Below are 18072 nucleotides of genomic sequence, written 5' to 3'. Positions count from 1 at the left end.
GTTGGTTTTGTGCTTAAAGGTAGAGCGGAATTGTAGGAATTGGGGGTGCCCATCCCGAAGACAAGACCACGACAGCGGCGCGCATCAGGTCCGCACTTCGCCTTGGCCCAGCACCACGTACTTGAGCGAGGTCAGCCCTTCGATCCCCACCGGTCCGCGCGCATGGAACTTGTCGGTGCTGATGCCGATTTCGGCACCCAGACCGAACTCGAAACCGTCCGCGAAGCGTGTGCTCGCATTGACCATCACGCTGGCCGAATCAACCTCGCGCAGGAAGCGCTGCGCATGCACGTGGTCGCGCGTGACGATGGCGTCGGTGTGATGGCTCGAATAGCGGTTGATGTGCGCAATGGCCTCGTCCACGCCAGCCACCACCTTGATGCTGATGACGGCGGCCAGGTATTCCTCGGACCAGTCTGATTCGACCGCATCGACCACCCTGGCTTTCGGATCGATCGCACCGTCGGCGCGCAGGATGGCGGCGGCGGCCGGGTCGCAGCGCATTTCCACACCCTTGGCCGCGAAGATGGCGGCGATCTCGGGCAGGAAGTCGTCGGCCACCGAGGCCGACACCAGCAGGCCTTCGGCGGCATTGCAGGGGCTGTACTTCTGGGTCTTGGCGTTGTCGACGATACGCAGCGCCATGTCGAACTCGGCCGTATCGTCCACGTAGACGTGGCAGTTGCCGTCCAGGTGCTTGATGACCGGCACCTTGGCGTCGCGGCTGATGCGCTCGATCAGGCCCTTGCCGCCGCGCGGAATGATCACGTCGACGAACTCGGGCATGGCGATCAGCTGGCCGACGGCTTCGCGGTCGGTGGTCTGTACCAGCTGCACCGCATCGACCGGCAGGCCGGCTTCGGCCAGCGCCTCGGACACCAGCAGCGCCAGCGCCTTGTTCGACTCGATGGCTTCCGAGCCGCCGCGCAGGATGGCCGCGTTGCCGCTCTTGATGGCCAGGCTCGCGGCCTCGATGGTCACGTTGGGGCGGCTCTCGTAGATCATGCCGAAGACGCCGATCGGCACGCGCATCTGGCCCACGCGGATGCCGCTGGGCTGCTGCTTCATGCCGATGATCTCGCCGATCACGTCGGCCATGCCGGCGAGTTGCTCGCAGCCGAGCGCCACGGTCTCGATGACCTTGGGCGTGAGCTTGAGGCGGTCCACCATCGGCGCCGAGAGGCCGGCGGCCGTGGCGCGCTCGAGGTCCTTCTGGTTGGCTACGGCCAGCACCGGGCCGGCTTCGCGCAGGCGCCGGGCCAGCGCCTTCAATGCCTTGTTTTTGGTGGCTGCATCCGCACGGGCCATGAGGAATGCAGCGGCTTTGGCTTGCAGACCCAGGGTCTGCATGTGCTCGCTGACGTTGAACGCATTCATGTGTTCATTTTCCCACGCCGACCTGTGACCCGGCTTACACGGGCCTTTTGATGGCTGGAGCCATCGTGCGCGGGCCGAGTCAGGCGCGTCGCGGAGCGGTCGCCGCGCTGCTGCACGCGCGGCACAGCATCAGCGCCAGCCGCTGCAGGGCCTGCCAGCCGCTGGCGGGCCAGTCGGGCTGCTTCAGGCCCTTCACGATGCCGTCCACCACGTGCGCCGCGCGCAGCAGCCGGGCCAGCATGCGGTCGTCCAGGCGCGGCAGCACGCGCTCGAAGGCGCGCTCGCGCGGGCCCCAGATGCGGTTCTCGCGCAGCGCCATCGGCAGCGGGCGCCCCGAGGCCATGGCGTCCTTCACGCGCTTGAGCGCCCGGATGTCCTCCGCGATCGTGTAGTGCACCAGCACCTCGGCCTCGCCCTCGGCCTGCAGGCCGTCGAGCATGCGCGCCACGCGCTGCGGATTGCCGGCCAGCACGGCTTCGGACAGCTTGAACACGTCGTAGCGCGCCACGTTGTTGACCGCAGCCTCGACCTGCTCCCAGCTCAGCTCGCCGGCCGGGTGCAGCAGCGCGAGCTTCTGGATTTCCTGGTGCGCGGCGAGCAGGTTGCCCTCCACGCGATCGGCGAAGAACTGCAGCGTGCGCTGGCCTTCGTCGCCGGGCATCACGCGCTGGCCCTGCTGGCCCAGGCGCTGCGCGATCCATTGCGGCAGCGCGTTGCGCTCGATCGGGTCGACCTGGATGCTCGCACCGTTGTTCTCCAGCGCCGAGAACCAGGCGCCGGTGCGCGTGGCCTTGTCCAGCCGCGGCAGCATCACGAGCGTGAGCGTGCTGTCGTTGCCCGGCGCAGCCTCGGCCAGCTGCTGCAGCGCCGCGCTGCCGTCCTTGCCGGGCTTGCCCGAGGGAATGCGGATCTCGACGATCTGCTTGTCGGCGAACAGCGAGAGCGAGCCCCCGGCCGCAAGCACCGCGCTCCAGTCGAAGTGCGCGCCGGCCACGGTGTACGAGCTGCGCTCGGTGTAGCCCTGCGCACGCGCGGCGGTGCGGATGGCGTCGGCCGCCTCCTGCGCGAGCAACGGCTCGTCGCCGTGGATCGTGTAGAGCGGCTTCAGGCCCTTCTGGAGATGGGCCCCGAGCTGGGCGCTGGCGAGTTGCATGGCAATCGAATGGAGGCCGGAGCGCGCAGCCTCAGAGTTCCTTGACGGCTGCCAGGCGACGCATCAGCTGCTGCGCGATATCCGCCTGCATGTCGCGGAACAGCAGATCGGCCTCGCCTTCCTTGGCCAGCGCGTTGGTTTCGTTGAAGCTCAGGTCACGCGTCTGCGAAACCTCGGAGGCCGGCAGCAGGTCCTTGCCGCCCGGCGTGCGCAGGCGAAAGCGCACGCGCAACTGCAGCTGCAACTCGCGCACGAGGCCGGCCGAATTGGTCGAGATCACGAAGCGGTTGCGATCCTCGCCGAGGATCTCGAGCACCACGTCGGCGGTGGAGGACTGGTCGGCCGGCACCAATGTCACCGAGCCGGTGGCCCGCAGCTCGCGCCGGATCTGATTGATCATGGCCGAGTTGCCCGACACCGACAGCGTCTTGAAGGCGAAGACCGGCGCCTTGCGCAGCTCGAAGCCGCAGCCCGCCAGGCCGAGCGAAGCGCCCGCCACCGTCAGCCCGAGAAGAAAGCCGCGGCGCGGCAGCGAGGCATTGCGAGTGTTCATGCTTGCTTGAGTCGTTCAGAGAACCACGTTGACCAGGCGGCCGGGAACCACGATCACGCGCTTGGGCGGAGCGCCTTCGGCGAAGTTGACGAAGTCGTCGCAGGCGAGTGCGAGCTTCTCGATCTCGTCCTTCGACGCGCCGGCCGGCACGCTGAGCTTGCCACGCAGCTTGCCGTTGACCTGCAGCATCAGTTCGATCTCGTCCTGCACCAGCGCGCCGACATCGACCGTGGGCCAGGCCGCGTCGAGCAGGCCGCCCAGGTCCTTGTCGTAGCCGAGTTCGTTCCAGAGCTGCTGGGCGATGTGCGGCGTGGCCGGGTAGAGGCAGCGCAGCAGGATGCCGAAGCCTTCGCGCAGCGCGGCCGCGTCGCCGGTGCTGCCGTCGGGCTTGAAGCCCTCCAGCGCGTTGAGCAGCTTCATCGCGCCCGACACCACGGTGTTGTATTGCATGCGCTGGTAGTCGTAGTCGACCTGGCGCAGCACGGTGTGCACCTCGCGGCGCAGCGCCTGGGCGGACTTGCCGAAGCTCTGGCCCTCGATCGCGACCGGCGCCACGTCCGCCTGCGCCACGCCGAAGTTCCACACGCGGCGCAGGAAACGGTAGCTGCCTTCGACGGCCGCGTCGTTCCACTCGAGCGTGGCCTCGGGCGGCGCGGTGAACATGGTGTACAGGCGCGCGGTGTCGGCGCCGTACTTCTCGATCAGGTCCTGCGGGTCGACGCCGTTGCGTTCGCTCTTGCCCATCTTGCCGACGCCGCCGTATTCGACCTTGGTGCCGTCCGCGGCGATGCCGCCGACGATGCGGCCCTGCGCATCGAGCGTGGGCGTGACTTCCAGCGGCGGGTGGTAGTTCTTGCCGCCCTTCTCGTCGCGGTGGTAGTAGATGTGGTTGAGCACCATGCCCTGCGTGAGCAGCTTGCTGAAGGGCTCGTCGGCCTTCACCAGGCCGAGGTCGCGCATCACCTTGGTCCAGAAGCGCGCGTACAGCAGGTGAAGAATCGCGTGCTCGATGCCGCCGATGTACTGGTCCATCGGCATCCAGTAGTCGGCGCCGCCGGCCACCATGGCGTCGTCGTTCCTCGGGTCGCAGTAGCGCATGAAGTACCACGAGCTGTCCACGAAGGTGTCCATCGTGTCGGTCTCGCGCCGCGCGGCCTTGCCGCACACGGGGCAGGTCACGCCGGCGTGGAAGCCTTCGTGCTTGTTCAGCGGGTTGCCCGAGCCGTCGGGCACGCAGTCGGTCGGCAGCACCACGGGCAGGTCCTTCTCGGGGACCGGCACCGCGCCGTGCTCTTCGCAATGGATGATCGGGATCGGCGTGCCCCAGTAGCGCTGGCGGCTCACGCCCCAGTCGCGCAGGCGCCAGGTGGTCTGCAGCTCGCCCAGGTCCTTCTGGCCCAGTGCGTGCGCCACGGCGGCCACGGCCTCCTTGTAGGTCATGCCGCTGAAGTTGTCGGAGTTGATGGTCACGCCGCGCTGCTTGTCGGCGTACCAGTCCTGCCACTTGTGATAGTCGAAATGCGGCTCGTCGTCGACCAGCACGACCTGGATGATCTCGATGCCGTACTTGTTGGCGAAGGCGAAGTCGCGCTCGTCATGCGCGGGCACGCCCATCACGGCGCCGTCGCCATAGCCCATGAGCACGTAGTTGCCGACCCACACCGGCACCTGCTCCTCGGTGATCGGATGCATCACCGTGAGGCCGGTGGGCACGCCCTTCTTCTCCTGCGTGGCGAGTTCGGCCTCGGTGGTGCCGCCGGCCTTGCACTCCTCGATGAAGGCCGCGACCTTCGGATCGAGCGTGGCGGCGTGTGCGGCCAGCGGATGCTCGGGCGCGACGGCGCAGAAGGTCACGCCCATGATGGTGTCGGCACGCGTGGTGAACACGTACATGCGGCCGTCCTGGATGAGCTTGCCGTCGGCGCCATGGATGTCATGCGTGAAGGCGAAGCGCAGGCCCTCGCTCTTGCCGATCCAGTTCTCCTGCATCAGCTTGACGCGCTCGGGCCAGCCCGGCAGCTTGTGCTGGGTGTGCTCGAGCAGCTCTTCGGCGTAGTCGCTGATCTTCAGGTAGTAGCCAGGGATCTCGCGGCGCTCGACCGTGGCGCCGGTGCGCCAGCCCTTGCCGTCGATCACCTGCTCGTTGGCCAGCACGGTCTGGTCGACCGGGTCCCAGTTGACGACCTGGGTCTTGCGGTAGGCGATGCCCTTCTCGAGCATCTTCAGGAACAGCCACTGGTTCCACTTGTAGTAGCTCGGATCGCAGGTGGCGATCTCGCGGCTCCAGTCGATCGCCAGGCCCATGGCCTGGAGCTGGCCGCGCATGTAGTCGATGTTCTCGTAGGTCCACTTGGCCGGCGGCACCCCGTTCTTCAGCGCCGCGTTCTCGGCCGGCAGGCCGAAGGCGTCCCAGCCCATGGGCATCAGCACGTTGTAGCCGCTCATGCGCAGGTAGCGCGTGAGCATGTCGTTGATGGTGTAGTTGCGCACGTGGCCCATGTGCAGCTTGCCGCTGGGGTACGGCAGCATCGAGCAGGCGTAGTACTTCTTGCGGCTCGCGTCCTCGGTGACGCGGTAGGCATCGGCGGCGCTCCATTGCGCCTGGGCAGCGGACTCGACGTCGCTGGGTTTGTAGCTGGGATTCATGACGGGTTCGGCAAGACCCGGCGCGGGGTGGCCGGGGAGGACGGATTATCGCGCCGGACTAGACTCGCTCCCCAGCTTGCCGCCTCACGCGGACGGAAAGACACAATGAAATTGCTCTGGAAACATCTCGCCCTGTCCTTCGCGGCCGCCGCCGGCCTTGCCGCCACGCCGCTGTGGGCCCAGCAGAACGACAAGCCCCTGCGCCTCGTCGTGCCCTTCGCCACCGGCGGCGCCCAGGACGTCATCGCCCGCTACCTGGGCGCCAAGCTCACCGACAGGCTTGGCCAGAGCGTCATCGTCGACAACAAGGCAGGCGCCGGCGGCATCGTGGCCGCCGACGCGGTGGCCAAGGCGGCGGACGGGGCCACGGTGCTGCTGGCAACGGGCGGCGCCATCACCATCGCACCCCACCTGCAGGCCAAGCTCCCCTACGACCCGGTGCACGAACTGGTGCCGGTGGCCCTGGTGGCGGACACGCCGATGACGCTGTCCGTGCGCACCGAAAGCCCCTACAAGACCGTGGCCGACGTGCTGCGCGACGCCAAGGCCAGGCCGGGCCAGGTTACCTACGCCTCGACCGGCAACGGCACCGTGTCACACCTGACCGGGGCGCTGCTGGCGCAGGCGAGCGGCGTGAACCTGCTGCACGTGCCCTACCGGGGCGCCGCGCCCGCCATGACGGACCTGCTGGGCGGGCAGGTGGCGGCCATCGTGACCAGCGTGGCCTCGATCGAGCCGATGGTCGCCAGCGGCAAGGCGCGCGTGCTCGGCACCTTCTCCCATGCGGCGCTGCCCGGCATGGGCACGGCCCCGACCATCGGCGAGGCCACGGGCCTGCCGGGCATGGAAGTGCCAGTCTGGGTCGGCGTGATGGCGCCGGCGCGCATGCCGGCGGCGAGCGTCGAGAAGCTGTCCGCGGCGCTGGTCGAGGTGTGCAACCTGCCGGAGACGAGGCAGCGCTTCGCCCAGCTGGGCGCGGTCAATACCTGCGGCGGCCCGGCCGCGCTGGGCAAGGTGGTGGCGGAAGACAGCCAGCGCTGGGCGAAAGTGATCAAGCAAGGCGGAATCAAGGTTGACTAGCTTGGCTCTCCCCCAGGCTTCGCGCACTTCGTGTCGCTTCGCCAACCCCCTCGCCGGGGGCAACACCGGTGGCCCGGCAAAGCCGGTTCCACGGTGTTCACGAATGGGGATGCGCCTGTGACGGTCGCGGCGAAGCAGTACCGCGTCGGCATCGCCGGCGCCGGGGCGATCGCGCTGGCCAGTGCGGCGTGGCTGCGGCGGGCGGGCCATGGCGTCACGGTGTGGTCGCCGGGCGGCCGGGGCGCGGACGGGCTGCGCACTCAGCCGCTGGAAGCCTGCGGCATCCAGTCGTTCTCGGTGAAGGTCGAGGTCGCCGACGGCGCGGCCGGGCTCTGCGCCGCTTCGGACGTGCTGCTGCTCGCCCTCCCCGTCAACGGCCACAGGCGCGTGATGGACGCGCTGCTCCCTTTCCTGCGCGACGGCCAGACCGTGATCGTCAGCTCGATGGCCTCGCTGTCCTCGCTCTATCTGCACGAAGCAGCTGCGCGCGCAGGCCGGCGGATCACGGTCGCCAGCTTCGGCACGACCGTGCTGACCGCGCGCCGCGAGTCCGGCACGCAGGTCAGGGTGATGACGCGGCGCAAGGCGGTCGGCGTCTCCGCCCTGCCCGGCTCGCGGGTGGAAGAGGCCGTCGCGCTGTGCACCGCCCTCTTCGGCGACGGCTTCTTCCCCGACGGCAGCGCCCTCGCGAGCGCCCTGGCCAACGTCAATCCGCAGTCCCACGGCCCGCTCGCGGTGTTCAACTGGACGCGCATCGAGCGCGCCGAGAACTGGCCGCAGTACCACTGCATGACGCCCGGCGTGTCGCGCGTGATCGAGGCGCTGGACCGGGAGCGGCGCGCCGTGGCCGCCGCGTTCGGCATCGAGCTCGGTCCCATCGAAGCGCATTTCGCGCGCTCCTTCGGCACCGCGTCGGCAAAGCTGGAGGACATCGCCGCCGAGCTGCACGCCAAGCGCGGCGGTCCGCCCGGCCCCACGCAGGCCGACACCCGCTACGTCACCGAGGACATGCCCTACGGCCTGGCGTTCGTCGAGGCGCTGGGCGCCATCGCCGGCGTGCCGACGCCCGCGACCCGCACCATCGTGGATGCGGCCTCGCTGGTCAACGGCATCGACTTCCGCTGCGAGAACGACCTGCTCGAACCGCTGGGCCTGGCGAACGAAACCGTCGCCGGGCTGCTCGAGCGCTTATGAAGCGTCGGCTTCGGGAAACACCGGCTCCCCGAGGTTGAGCATCAGCCGGTTGGCCCAGGCGAACAGGGCGACCGAATGGATCAGGTCGAGGATCTCCTGCTCGGTCAGCCCGGCCTCCTTCAACCCGCGCACGTCGTCGGCCGAGACCTTGTCGGGCTCGGCACCGAGACGGATCGAGAACGCGACGATGGCCTTCTCGCGCGCCGTGGTGCCGGCGCCTTGCGGCTCCTCGAACACCTGCGAGATCACGTCGTTGCGCCTGGCCAGCTGCTCGAAGCGCTGCGCATGCACCGAGGCGCAGTACACGCAGCCGTTGACGCGCGATTCCACCGTGGCGCCCAGCTCGCGCTCGGCACGCGGCATGCCGCCCGGTGCGAACATGATCGCGTTGAAGGCGATGGAGCGCTGCAGCAGTATCTCGGGCTGATGCGCCAGCACCAGGAAGTACGGCGAGCTGCGCGCCTGCGGGCTCATCTCGTCGAGTGCGGCCAGCTGGGCAGGCGTGGCGGTGTCGACGTTCACCGTGTCGAGCCACGGCTTCCACTGGAGCACCTCGGTGGTGAAGCCCTTGATGCGGATCGGGGCCGTCATGCCGCAGCCTCCGCGGCGACCAGCGCCTTCAGGCCCGCGGCAACGCGGATCTGGTACGAGAGGAAGGCGATCAACTGGCTCATCGCCACGATGGCGGGCGTCGAGAGGCCGCTCGCGGCCAGCGACTGCACGGCGGCCTTGTCGCCCTCGATGGGGCGCTCGATCAGTTTGCCGGTGAAGGCCAGCACGGCCTGCAGGCGCGCATCGGCCACGGGCCGCCCGGCGTCCACGGCAGCGATCACGTCGCCATCCGCGCCTTCGGCCGCCAGCCTGTCGCGGTAGTGCGCGGCCAGGCTGTCCGCCTTCGACACGCGGCAGGCATGCAGCGCCACGAGCAGCCGCTCGCTTACCGACAGGCCTTCGACGGCCGGCGAGAACATCGCGTCATAGCTGCCCTGCGTGGCTGCAACGACCTTGTCGCGCTGGCGCCGCAGCGCCCAGAGGGGGTGGTCCGGCGCCAGCGGGACGGCGGCATCGATCACATCGTGGGGAGTGCTTGTCATGGTCGGTTTCTTTCTTGGGGCGGCAGCGCGGGCGTCCATTCGTCGCCGAACAGTTCCGGCTCGGCATAGGCCTCGAGGTTGGCGTAGTGGTGGTCAAAGTCCTCGCGGTAGAACAGGCTGGCAATGCCGCTCGCCAGCCGCCTGGCGCCATCGCTGATGGCCGGGATGTCGCCCGACACCGTGCCGTGCGACAGCGCGGCCGGGTAGCAGAAGCAGTGGATGCGCCCGAGCCCCGCGCATTCGCCCGGCACGCGCTGCCGGAATTCGAAGGCGGGCCCGAGGTCGGGCGAGTCGGCCAGTTCCTGGTCTTCGTCGCCGGGCGCGGGCTCGAAGCGGTCTTTCCATGTCCGGATGTGGGCCGAGATGCCGGCAAACTCCGGACGGTTCGGCCAGTCGACCTTGAAGCCGGTCGAGACGATCAGGAAGTCGAATTCGAAAACCCCCTTCGGCGTCGACACGCGCATGGCCTCGCCCCGCGGCTCGATGGCGAGGATGGGGCAACCGAAGTTGAAGAAGGCATTGATGTGCCCCGACACCCGCAGCGTGCTGCCGTGCGGCGGCGGCACGTTCGCCACGTTGATGTAGTGGCGGATGCGCCACTTGAGCTCGTCGGGCAAATCGTAGTGCCCCTGCGTGAGCCCCGGCACACCCGCCCCCTTGCCCTTGTTGACGCGCGGCAGGTCGGGCCGGCGGATCAGCAGCTCGACGCTGCGCGCACCGGCCTCCAGCGCGGTGGCCGCGCTGTCCATGGCCGAGGAGCCAGCGCCGACCACGCCCACGCGCAGGCCTTCGAGCCGGCCGTAGTCCATGTCGTCGGACGAATGCGCCCATTTCGAGCGCGGCAGTGCGTCGACGAAAGCCGGAACGGCCGGCCCGCCGAGGCCGTCACGCCCCGTCGCAAGGACGACGCGGCGCGCCAGCACGCTGCGCTCGCCCTGCGGCGTGCGCAGGGCCAGCCTCACGCCGGACGCATTGGGCAGCGGGTGGATGCCGACCACCGCGGTGTCGTTGCGCACGTCCACGTCCATCACGCGGCGGTACCAGACCAGGTAGTCCATCCACTGCAGGCGCGGGATCTTGTCCATCGCGGTCCAGGCCTCCAGCCCGAACTGGGCCTCGAACCAGGCGCGAAAGGTGAGTGACGGCAGGCCGAGCGCGGGGCCGGTGAGCTCCTTGGGCGAGCGCAGCGTCTCCATGCGCGCCGTCGTCGCCCAGGGGCCCTCCTTGCCCGCGGGCGAGCGGTCGAACACCACGGCGCGAATGCCCAGCTGCGCCAGCGCGACCGAGGCGGCCCGGCCGGCCTGGCCGCCGCCGATGATGGCCACGTCGAGCATGGATTCATCGCCGGCCTGTCGGGCGGGCATCCAGTTGCGGCCGGGCCAGCCGAGATATTCGAGGTCCTGGGCGAGCCGCGCTTCGAGCGCGGCGAGGGAGGAAGCGGAATCTGATGTCATCTTGAAGAGCGGGGAACGACGCCCAGTGTAGAAAGCTTCGCGGGTGGCCCGGATTTCGCATGCCACAATGATTTTCAGACCACAGGGGCCGGCATGGGCAGCAAGAGCGACAGCGAATGGTGGCGCGGCGCGGTGATCTACCAGATCTACCCGCGCAGCTTCATGGACAGCGATGGCGACGGCATCGGCGACCTGCCGGGCATCACGTCCCGGCTCGAGCACGTGGCCAGCCTCGGCGTCGATGCCGTCTGGGTTTCCCCCTTCTTCCGCTCGCCGATGAAGGACTTCGGCTACGACGTGGCCGACTACCGCGCAGTCGACCCGCTGTTCGGCACGCTGGCCGACTTCGACGCCATGCTGGCGCGCATGCACGCGCTGGGCCTGAAGCTCATCATCGACCAGGTGCTTTCGCACACCTCCGACCAGCACGCCTGGTTCGCCGAAAGCCGCAGCAGCCGCGACAACCCCAAGGCCGACTGGTACGTCTGGGCCGACCCCAAGGCCGACGGCACCCCGCCGACCAACTGGCTGTCGGTGTTCGGCGGCTCGGCCTGGCAGTGGGACTCGCGCCGGCGGCAGTACTACCTGCACAGCTTCCTCGCCGAGCAGCCCGACCTCAACTTCCACTGCGACGCCGTGCAGGAGGCCCTGCTGGGCGAGGTCCGCTTCTGGTGCGAGCGCGGCGTGGACGGCTTTCGCTTCGACGCCTGCAACCACCAGTTTCACGATGCGCTGCTGCGCGACAACCCGCCGGCCTCACCGGCGTCGATCGACGGGGTCAGCACAGTGCGCGCCGACAACCCCTACGCGATGCAGCAGCACCTGTACGACAAGAGCCAGATGGAGAACCTGGCCTTCCTCGAAAGCCTGCGCCGCCTGCTCGACGATTACGGCGCGGTGGCGCTGGGCGAGGTCGGCGACGAGAACGCGCCGCCCGTCATGGCGCAATACACCGAGCTCGGCAAGCGCCTGCACCTGGCCTACAGCTTCAGCCTGCTGACGGCAGACCACCGCCCCGCCCACCTGCGCCACCAAGTCGAGGCGCTCGACGACGCGCTGGCGCCCACCGGTGGCTGGGGTTGCTGGGCGGTGTCGAACCACGATGTGCCGCGCGTCGCCACGCGATGGAGCGACGGCGGCCCGGCCGACACCCGGCGCGACCGGCTCTGGCTGGCGCTGCTGCTCGCACTGCGCGGCAGCGCCAGCATCTACCAGGGCGAGGAACTGGGCCTGCCCGAGGCCGAAGTGCCCTTCGAACTGCTGCAGGACCCGTACGGCCGCGCGTTCTGGCCCGAGTTCAAGGGCCGCGACGGCTGCCGCACGCCGATGCCGTGGGCCACCGCGGCGCCGAACGGCGGCTTCACCACCGGTACGCCCTGGCTGCCGGTGTACGGCCCCCACCTTCCGCTGGCCGTCGAACGGCAGGCCGCGCGGCCCGATTCGATGCTCGCCTTCAGCCGCACGCTGCTGCACTGGCGGCGCACGCAGCCCCTGCTGCGCACCGGCGGCATCCGCTTCATCGATGCGCCCGACCCTCTGCTGCATTTCGAGCGGCGCGACGGGCATTCGTCGCTGCAGGCGGTCTTCAACCTCGGGAGCGAACCGGTTTCGATGCCGCTGGCCGAAGCCCTGATGCCTCTCGTCGGACATCCGCTCGCGCCGAGCGCCGTCATGCAGGCCGAAGGCGCAAAGCGCATGCTCGCGCTGGCGCCGTACGGCGTCTTCTTCGGCACGCCCGCCGCCGAAGGACAAAGCTGAGCACCATGCCCTCCTCCAAGCCGCTGCCCGAATCCGAAGTCCATGCGCTGATGCGCGCGGAGCATGGCGACCCGTTCGCCGTGCTGGGCCCGCACGAGACGCCCGAAGGCCTGGAAGTGCGCGCATTGCTGCCCGGTGCGCAGCGCGTGGCCGTGCTGCATTCGCGCACCGGCTGGCCGCTTGCGATCCTGGCACGGCATGCCGAATCGGACCTGTTCAGCGGATTGGTCCCGGCCGCGGAGGCCCGCATGGGCTACTCGTTCCAGGTCGACTGGGAGGCGCACACCTCGCGGCTCGAAGACCCCTACCGCTTTCCGTTCGTGCTCGGCGAAACCGACGTGTGGCTGCTGGCCGAGGGCACGCACCTGCGCCCCTGGGAACGGCTGGGTGCGCACCTGCGCGAGATGGACGGCGTGAAGGGCGTGGCCTTTGCCGTCTGGGCGCCGAATGCAAAGCGCGTGTCGGTGGTGGGCAGCTTCAACAACTGGGACGGCCGGCGCCACATGATGCGGCTGCGCCGCGAGTGCGGCGTGTGGGAGATCTTCGCGCCGCATGTGACGGTGGGCGACAGCTACGAGTTCGAGATCCTGTCGGCGCAGGGCGAGGTGCTGCGCAAGGCCGATCCCTTCGCGTTCTCGTCGCAGCTGCGGCCTGACACCGCCTGCGTGGTGCAGCCCCTGCCCGCGCCGGTGAAGCTGCCCGAAGGCCGTGCCGCCGCGAACGGGCGCCATGCGCCGATCAGCATCTACGAAGTGCACCTGGGCTCGTGGCGCCGCAAGAACAACGGCCACGAATGGCTGGACTACCGCGAGCTGGCCGACACGCTGGTGCCCTACGCGCGCGACATGGGCTTCACGCACATCGAACTGCTGCCGATCAGCGAACACCCCTTCGACGGCTCATGGGGCTACCAGCCGATCGGGCTCTACGCGCCTACCTCGCGCTTCGGCACGCCGGGCGACTTCCGGCATTTCGTGGAAGCGGCGCATGCCGCAGGGCTGGGCGTGATCCTCGATTGGGTGCCCGCGCACTTCCCGACCGATTCGCACGGCCTCGGCCGCTTCGACGGCACCGCGCTGTACGAGTACGCCGATCCGCGCGAAGGCTTCCACAACGACTGGCAGACGCTGATCTTCAACTACGCGCGCACGGAGGTGCGCAACTACCTCGTCGGCAATGCGCTGTACTGGCTGGAGCGCTACGGCGTGGACGGCCTGCGCGTGGATGCGGTGGCTTCGATGCTGTACCGCGACTACAGCCGCAAGGCCGGCGAGTGGGTGCCGAACGTGCTCGGCGGGCGCGAGAACCTGGAGGCCATCGACTTCCTGCGTCGCATGAACCGCGTGGTGGGCATCGAGCGGCCCGGGGCCATGACGGTGGCAGAGGAATCGACAAGCTTTCCCGGCGTGACCCGGCCGCCGGAAGACGGCGGGCTGGGCTTTCACTACAAGTGGAACATGGGGTGGATGAACGACACGCTGGCGTATGCGGGCACCGATCCGGTCTACCGCAAGCATCACCACCAGCAGATCACCTTCGGGCTGATGTACGCGCACAGCGAGAACTTCGTGCTGCCGCTGTCGCATGACGAAGTGGTGCACGGCAAAGGCTCGATGATCGGGCGGATGCCTGGCGACGAGTGGCAGAAGTTCGCGGGCCTGCGTAACCTGTATGGCTACCTCTGGGCGTATCCGGGAAAGAAGCTGCTGTTCATGGGGGGCGAGTTCGCGCAGTACGCGGAGTGGAATGCCGACCGCGGCCTCGACTGGCATCTGCTGGAGCATGCGGCGCATCAAGGGGTGCGGCGGCTGGTGCGCGACCTGAACAACGTGTATCGGCACTTTCCTGCGCTGCATGAGCTCGACCATGAGGGTGCGGGGTTCGAATGGATCGTGCATGACGATGCGGACCAGTCGGTGTTTGCGTTTGTTCGGCGGGCTCGGGATGGGGCGTTCGTGGTGGCGGTCTGCAATTTCACGCCGGTGCCTCGGCATGGCTATCGGCTGGGGGTTCCTTGTGCTGGCTCTTATCGGGAGATTGTCAATACGGATGGCTCGATTTATGGGGGCAGTGGGGTCGGAAACGGCGTTGTCGAGAGTTCTCCCGTGCCATGGCATGGGAAGGCGGACTCTGTTTCGATCAGCGTGCCGCCACTGGCTACTGTGATGTGGGTGTTGGCTTGACGTTGCTTGACTTGGTTTGCTTTCCGGGGCCGGGTCTCGCCCCGGCCCCGGAAAGCAACCGCCCGCCGGAGGCAGCAACATGCTGAACCCAGGCACCCCCTTCCCCTTGGGCGCAACACCGTCGCACCAGGGAGTCAACTTCGCAATAGCAGCGCCAACAGCAGAAGCAGTAGAGCTCTGCATCTTTGATGGCACCGGCAACAGCGAGCAGCAGCGCCTCAAACTCCCAGAACGCACCGACGGCATCTGGCACGGCCACCTGCCCAGCGGCAAGCCCGGCCTCGTCTACGGCTACCGAGTCCACGGCCCGTGGTCCCCCCACGAAGGCCAGCGCTTCAACCCAGCCAAGCTGCTGCTCGACCCCTACGCCCGAGAGATCGTCGGCAGCTACGACGGCAGCGACATCTTCCTGGGCCACGACCCCGCGAACCCGGCCCAGAGGGACGCCCGCGACAACGCAGCCGTCGCGCTCAAGGCCCGCGTCGCGCAACCCGCCGGTCCGGCAGCGGCATCCGGCCACGCCCGCATCCCCGCCGGCGAGCGCGTGCTCTGCGAGCTGCACGTCAAAGGCCAGACCAGGCTCCACCCCGCAGTCCCCGCGGCACTCCGGGGCACCTACGCCGGCCTCGCGGAGCCCGCCGTGCTCGACCACCTCCAGCGCCTGGGTGTCACCACCCTGAGCCTCATGCCCGTGCAGCACCGCGCCGACGAGCAGCGCCTGCTGCGCATGGGCCTGAGCAACTACTGGGGCTACACCACCATCGGCTGGTTCGCTCCCGAGGCCCGCTACTGGAGCGGCCGCGCCGGCACCACGCCCGCCAGCGAGTTCCGCGCGATGGCCGACGCCATACACGCACGTGGCATGGAGCTGGTGATCGACGTGGTCTATAACCACAGCGCCGAGACCGACGAGCTCGGTCCCACGCTCTCGCTGCGCGGCATCGACAACGCGCTGTACTACCACCTGCGCCCCGACGACCGCGCCCTCTACGAGAACTGGGCCGGCACGGGCAACTGCCTGAATCTCGGCGAGCCGCGCGTGCTGCAGCTGGTGATGGACAGCCTGCGCTTCTGGGCCTGCGAGATGGGTGTCGACGGTTTCCGCTTCGATCTCGCCCCGGTGCTCGGGCGCGACGCGCAGCGAGGCTTCGACCCACGCGCGCCCTTCTTCGCCGCCATCGCGCAAGACCCGGTGCTCTCGCGCACCCTGCTCATCGCCGAGCCCTGGGACATCGGCCCCGGCGGCTACCGCCTCGGCGAGTTCCCGCCGGGCTGGCTCGAATGGAACGACCGCTACCGCGACACGCAGCGCGGCTTCTGGCTGCGCCAGGCGCACGACGACAGGGCCGGCCTGGGCGACTTCGCCCATCGCTTCACCGCTTCCAGCACGCAGTTCGCCCATCGGGGCCGCGCGCCGGCCGCGAGCGTCAACTTCGTCACCGCGCACGACGGCTTCACGCTGCGCGACCTCGTGAGCTACAACGAGCGCCACAACCTCGCCAACGGCGAGGGCAACCGTGACGGCCATGGCCACAACATGAGCAACAACTGTGGCGTCGAGGGGCCGAGCAACGACCCCGCCGTGCTGGCCCTGCGCAGCCGCCTGCAGCGCGCGCTGCTCGCCACGCTGATGCTGTCACAGGGCACACCCATGCTGCTGGCCGGCGACGAGCTGGGCCACAGCCAGCAGGGCAACAACAACGCCTACTGCCAGGACAACGAGACCACATGGCTCGCGTGGATCGGCACCTCCGCCCCCGACAGCGACGTGGCCCGCACGAGCGCCTTCGTGGCGCGCCTGGCCGCCCTGCGCCGCGAAGCCCCGGCCCTGCGCAGCACCCGCTGGTGGCCGCCCGAGACGCCGCAGGGCATGCCGCCGGGCATCCGCTGGCTGCGCCCCGACGGCGAACCGATGACGGCCAGCGACTGGCGCACGGGCACGGCACTTGCAATCCTTTTCGGCGATGGCGCCGGCGACGGCGGCTCGTGGCTGGTGCTGGTGAACGCAGGCCCGCAGGCTGTGCCCTTCAGGCTGCCCGCGGGCGCGTGGCGCCTGCGCCTGTCCACCGATCCCGAGGACGATCCGGGTGAGATGGGCCGGCCGCTCGGCGGCACGGCGCAAGTGCCTTTTTCAAGCATCGGGATCGCAAGAACGTAGGAGCCAGGCGCACGGCGCGGTGCTAGTCTCGATGCAGAGACCCTGACGGCGAATGAATTCCAACAAGCGAACGAACGGAGACTCAGGATGGACAACCTCACACCGCAAGCGCAGCCCCCGCAGGAGCTGCAGGCCCATCAACTGGTCCGCCGCACCATCGCCCTGGTGCTGGCCGGCGGACGCGGCTCCCGCCTCAAGCAGCTGACCGACCGGCGCGCCAAGCCGGCCGTGTACTTCGGCGGCAAGTTCCGCATCATCGACTTCGCGCTGTCCAACTGCCTGAACTCCGGCATCCGGCGCATGGCGGTGGTCACGCAGTACAAGTCGCACTCGCTCATGCGCCACCTGCAGCGCGGCTGGAGCTTTTTGCGCGCCGAGCTCAACGAAATGGTCGACGTGCTGCCCGCCCAGCAGCGCGTGGGCGACGAGCACTGGTACCGCGGCACGGCCGACGCGGTGTTCCAGAACCTCGACATCATCCAGACCCGCTCCACCAAGCACGACTACGTGGTGGTGCTGGCTGGCGACCACATCTACAAGATGGACTACTCGATCATGGTCAAGGACCATGCCGAGCACGGCCTGGGCTGCACGGTCGGCTGCATCGAAGTGCCGCGCATGGAAGCCACGGCCTTCGGCGTGATGGCCATCGACGAGAGCCGCCGGATCACCGACTTCCTCGAAAAGCCCGCCGACCCGCCCGCCATGCCCGGCCATCCCGACGTGGCGCTGGCGAGCATGGGCATCTACGTGTTCGACTCCGAGTACCTCTACCAGCTGCTCGAAGAAGACAGCGCCAACCCCGATTCGAGCCACGATTTCGGCAAGGACATCATTCCCCGCGCCGTGGCCCAGGGCCGCGCGCTGGCCCATCCTTTCGGCCTGTCGTGCGTCACGCGGGCCTCGCGCGGACCCGACGCCAAGGCCTACTGGCGCGACGTGGGCACGATTGATGCATTCTGGGCAGCCAACCTCGACCTGGCCTCCATCACCCCGGAGCTCGACATCTATGACACCGACTGGCCCATCTGGACCTACCAGCGGCAGTTGCCGCCGGCCAAGTTCGTGCTCGACCGCGAGGGCAAGCATGGCATGACGGTCAACACCATCGTGTCGGGCGGCTGCATTGTCTCGGGCTCCAAGGTCAGCAGCTCGGTGCTGTTCTCGGGCGTGCGCATCCACTCCTTCTGCGAGATCAACGAGGCTGTGCTGCTGCCCGACGTGGAAGTCGGGCGCGGTGCCCGGCTCAACCGGGTGGTGATCGACCGTGGCTGCGTGATCCCCGACGACATGGTGATCGGCGAGGACGCCGAAGTCGACGCCGCGCGCTTCGAGCGCACCGAGAACGGCGTGGTGCTGGTCACGCGCGAGATGCTCAAACGACTGGCTGCATGAGATTCGCCCCCAGTCTTCGCGCACTTC

At 68.8% G+C, this 18072-nt stretch carries 13 protein-coding genes; 6 read left to right on the top strand and 7 right to left on the bottom strand.

Annotation, left to right across the window (positions count from 1 at the left end; all coding sequences use genetic code 11):
- Positions 1-84: 84 nt before the first annotated feature.
- The 4 genes from ACEN9N_RS27005 to leuS form a co-directional block, all read right to left on the bottom strand.
- Positions 85-1377 carry a glutamate-5-semialdehyde dehydrogenase gene (locus tag ACEN9N_RS27005; RefSeq protein WP_007837640.1) on the bottom strand — a complete coding sequence of 431 codons (1293 nt, stop codon included), beginning with the start codon at positions 1375-1377 and terminating at the stop codon, positions 85-87.
- Between the two features lie 79 nt (positions 1378-1456).
- Positions 1457-2530, bottom strand: coding sequence for a DNA polymerase III subunit delta (gene holA, locus ACEN9N_RS27000; RefSeq protein WP_478179661.1), 1074 nt, complete (start codon positions 2528-2530; stop codon positions 1457-1459).
- 31 nt (positions 2531-2561) lie between these two features.
- Positions 2562-3083 (bottom strand): LPS-assembly lipoprotein LptE, encoded by a 522-nt coding sequence (locus ACEN9N_RS26995; RefSeq protein WP_413315453.1) that lies wholly within the window; start codon positions 3081-3083, stop codon positions 2562-2564.
- Positions 3084-3098: 15 nt separating this feature from the next.
- Positions 3099-5729, bottom strand: a complete 2631-nt coding sequence (gene leuS, locus ACEN9N_RS26990; protein ID WP_495654943.1) for a leucine--tRNA ligase — start codon at positions 5727-5729, stop codon at positions 3099-3101.
- Positions 5730-5834: 105 nt separating this feature from the next.
- Between leuS and ACEN9N_RS26985 the strand changes: the two genes are divergently transcribed.
- Together ACEN9N_RS26985 and ACEN9N_RS26980 are read left to right on the top strand one after the other, a co-directional pair.
- On the top strand, positions 5835-6809 hold the full coding sequence (locus ACEN9N_RS26985; protein WP_413315451.1) for a Bug family tripartite tricarboxylate transporter substrate binding protein: 975 nt from the start codon (positions 5835-5837) through the stop codon (positions 6807-6809).
- Between the two features lie 93 nt (positions 6810-6902).
- Positions 6903-8003 (top strand): NAD/NADP octopine/nopaline dehydrogenase family protein, encoded by a 1101-nt coding sequence (locus ACEN9N_RS26980; RefSeq protein WP_495654942.1) that lies wholly within the window; start codon positions 6903-6905, stop codon positions 8001-8003.
- On the opposite strand, the gene ACEN9N_RS26975 is transcribed toward ACEN9N_RS26980, so the two are convergent.
- Genes ACEN9N_RS26975 through ACEN9N_RS26965 form a run of 3 tightly spaced genes read right to left on the bottom strand, consistent with a single transcriptional unit; the run spans position 7998 to position 10551 of the window.
- Positions 7998-8594: a peroxidase-related enzyme gene (locus tag ACEN9N_RS26975; protein WP_495654941.1), complete on the bottom strand. Its 597-nt coding sequence runs from the start codon at positions 8592-8594 to the stop codon at positions 7998-8000. The genes ACEN9N_RS26980 and ACEN9N_RS26975 overlap by 6 nt on opposite strands.
- Entirely contained in the window at positions 8591-9097 is a 507-nt protein-coding gene (locus ACEN9N_RS26970) for a CMD domain protein (protein WP_413334159.1), read from the bottom strand. The genes ACEN9N_RS26975 and ACEN9N_RS26970 overlap by 4 nt, the downstream gene beginning before the upstream one ends.
- Positions 9094-10551: an NAD(P)-binding domain-containing protein gene (locus ACEN9N_RS26965; protein WP_495654940.1), complete on the bottom strand. Its 1458-nt coding sequence runs from the start codon at positions 10549-10551 to the stop codon at positions 9094-9096. Before ACEN9N_RS26965 ends, ACEN9N_RS26970 begins: the two co-directional genes overlap by 4 nt.
- Positions 10552-10644: 93 nt before the next feature.
- Here ACEN9N_RS26965 and ACEN9N_RS26960 point away from each other — a divergent pair, with 93 nt between their 5' ends.
- The 4 genes from ACEN9N_RS26960 to glgC all read left to right on the top strand — a co-directional run bounded on the left by ACEN9N_RS26960 (position 10645) and on the right by glgC (position 18045).
- Positions 10645-12309: an alpha-amylase family glycosyl hydrolase gene (locus ACEN9N_RS26960; RefSeq protein WP_495654939.1), complete on the top strand. Its 1665-nt coding sequence runs from the start codon at positions 10645-10647 to the stop codon at positions 12307-12309.
- 5 nt (positions 12310-12314) lie between these two features.
- On the top strand, positions 12315-14492 hold the full coding sequence (gene glgB / locus ACEN9N_RS26955) for a 1,4-alpha-glucan branching protein GlgB (protein WP_495654938.1): 2178 nt from the start codon (positions 12315-12317) through the stop codon (positions 14490-14492).
- 79 nt (positions 14493-14571) lie between these two features.
- On the top strand, positions 14572-16650 hold the full coding sequence (glgX, locus tag ACEN9N_RS26950; protein WP_495654937.1) for a glycogen debranching protein GlgX: 2079 nt from the start codon (positions 14572-14574) through the stop codon (positions 16648-16650).
- An 87-nt stretch (positions 16651-16737) separates the two neighbouring features.
- Positions 16738-18045, top strand: coding sequence for a glucose-1-phosphate adenylyltransferase (glgC, locus tag ACEN9N_RS26945; RefSeq protein WP_495654936.1), 1308 nt, complete (start codon positions 16738-16740; stop codon positions 18043-18045).
- The last annotated feature ends 27 nt before the right edge of the window (positions 18046-18072 follow it).

Source organism: Variovorax sp. Varisp46, assembly GCF_059491885.1.
This window is presented reverse-complemented; position numbering and strand designations above follow the sequence as displayed.

Bases quoted from the DNA above. Each gene is read 5' to 3' on its own strand.
- glgX (WP_495654937.1), top strand. From the start codon at position 14,572: ATGCTGAACCCAGGCACCCCCTTCCCCTTGGGCGCAACACCGTCGCAC.
- ACEN9N_RS26970 (WP_413334159.1), bottom strand. From the start codon at position 9,097: ATGACAAGCACTCCCCACGATGTGATCGATGCCGCCGTCCCGCTGGCG.
- holA (WP_478179661.1), bottom strand. From the start codon at position 2,530: ATGCAACTCGCCAGCGCCCAGCTCGGGGCCCATCTCCAGAAGGGCCTG.
- ACEN9N_RS26965 (WP_495654940.1), bottom strand. From the start codon at position 10,551: ATGACATCAGATTCCGCTTCCTCCCTCGCCGCGCTCGAAGCGCGGCTC.
- ACEN9N_RS27005 (WP_007837640.1), bottom strand. From the start codon at position 1,377: ATGAATGCGTTCAACGTCAGCGAGCACATGCAGACCCTGGGTCTGCAA.
- ACEN9N_RS26985 (WP_413315451.1), top strand. From the start codon at position 5,835: ATGAAATTGCTCTGGAAACATCTCGCCCTGTCCTTCGCGGCCGCCGCC.
- leuS (WP_495654943.1), bottom strand. From the start codon at position 5,729: ATGAATCCCAGCTACAAACCCAGCGACGTCGAGTCCGCTGCCCAGGCG.
- glgB (WP_495654938.1), top strand. From the start codon at position 12,315: ATGCCCTCCTCCAAGCCGCTGCCCGAATCCGAAGTCCATGCGCTGATG.
- ACEN9N_RS26960 (WP_495654939.1), top strand. From the start codon at position 10,645: ATGGGCAGCAAGAGCGACAGCGAATGGTGGCGCGGCGCGGTGATCTAC.
- ACEN9N_RS26975 (WP_495654941.1), bottom strand. From the start codon at position 8,594: ATGACGGCCCCGATCCGCATCAAGGGCTTCACCACCGAGGTGCTCCAG.
- glgC (WP_495654936.1), top strand. From the start codon at position 16,738: ATGGACAACCTCACACCGCAAGCGCAGCCCCCGCAGGAGCTGCAGGCC.
- ACEN9N_RS26995 (WP_413315453.1), bottom strand. From the start codon at position 3,083: ATGAACACTCGCAATGCCTCGCTGCCGCGCCGCGGCTTTCTTCTCGGG.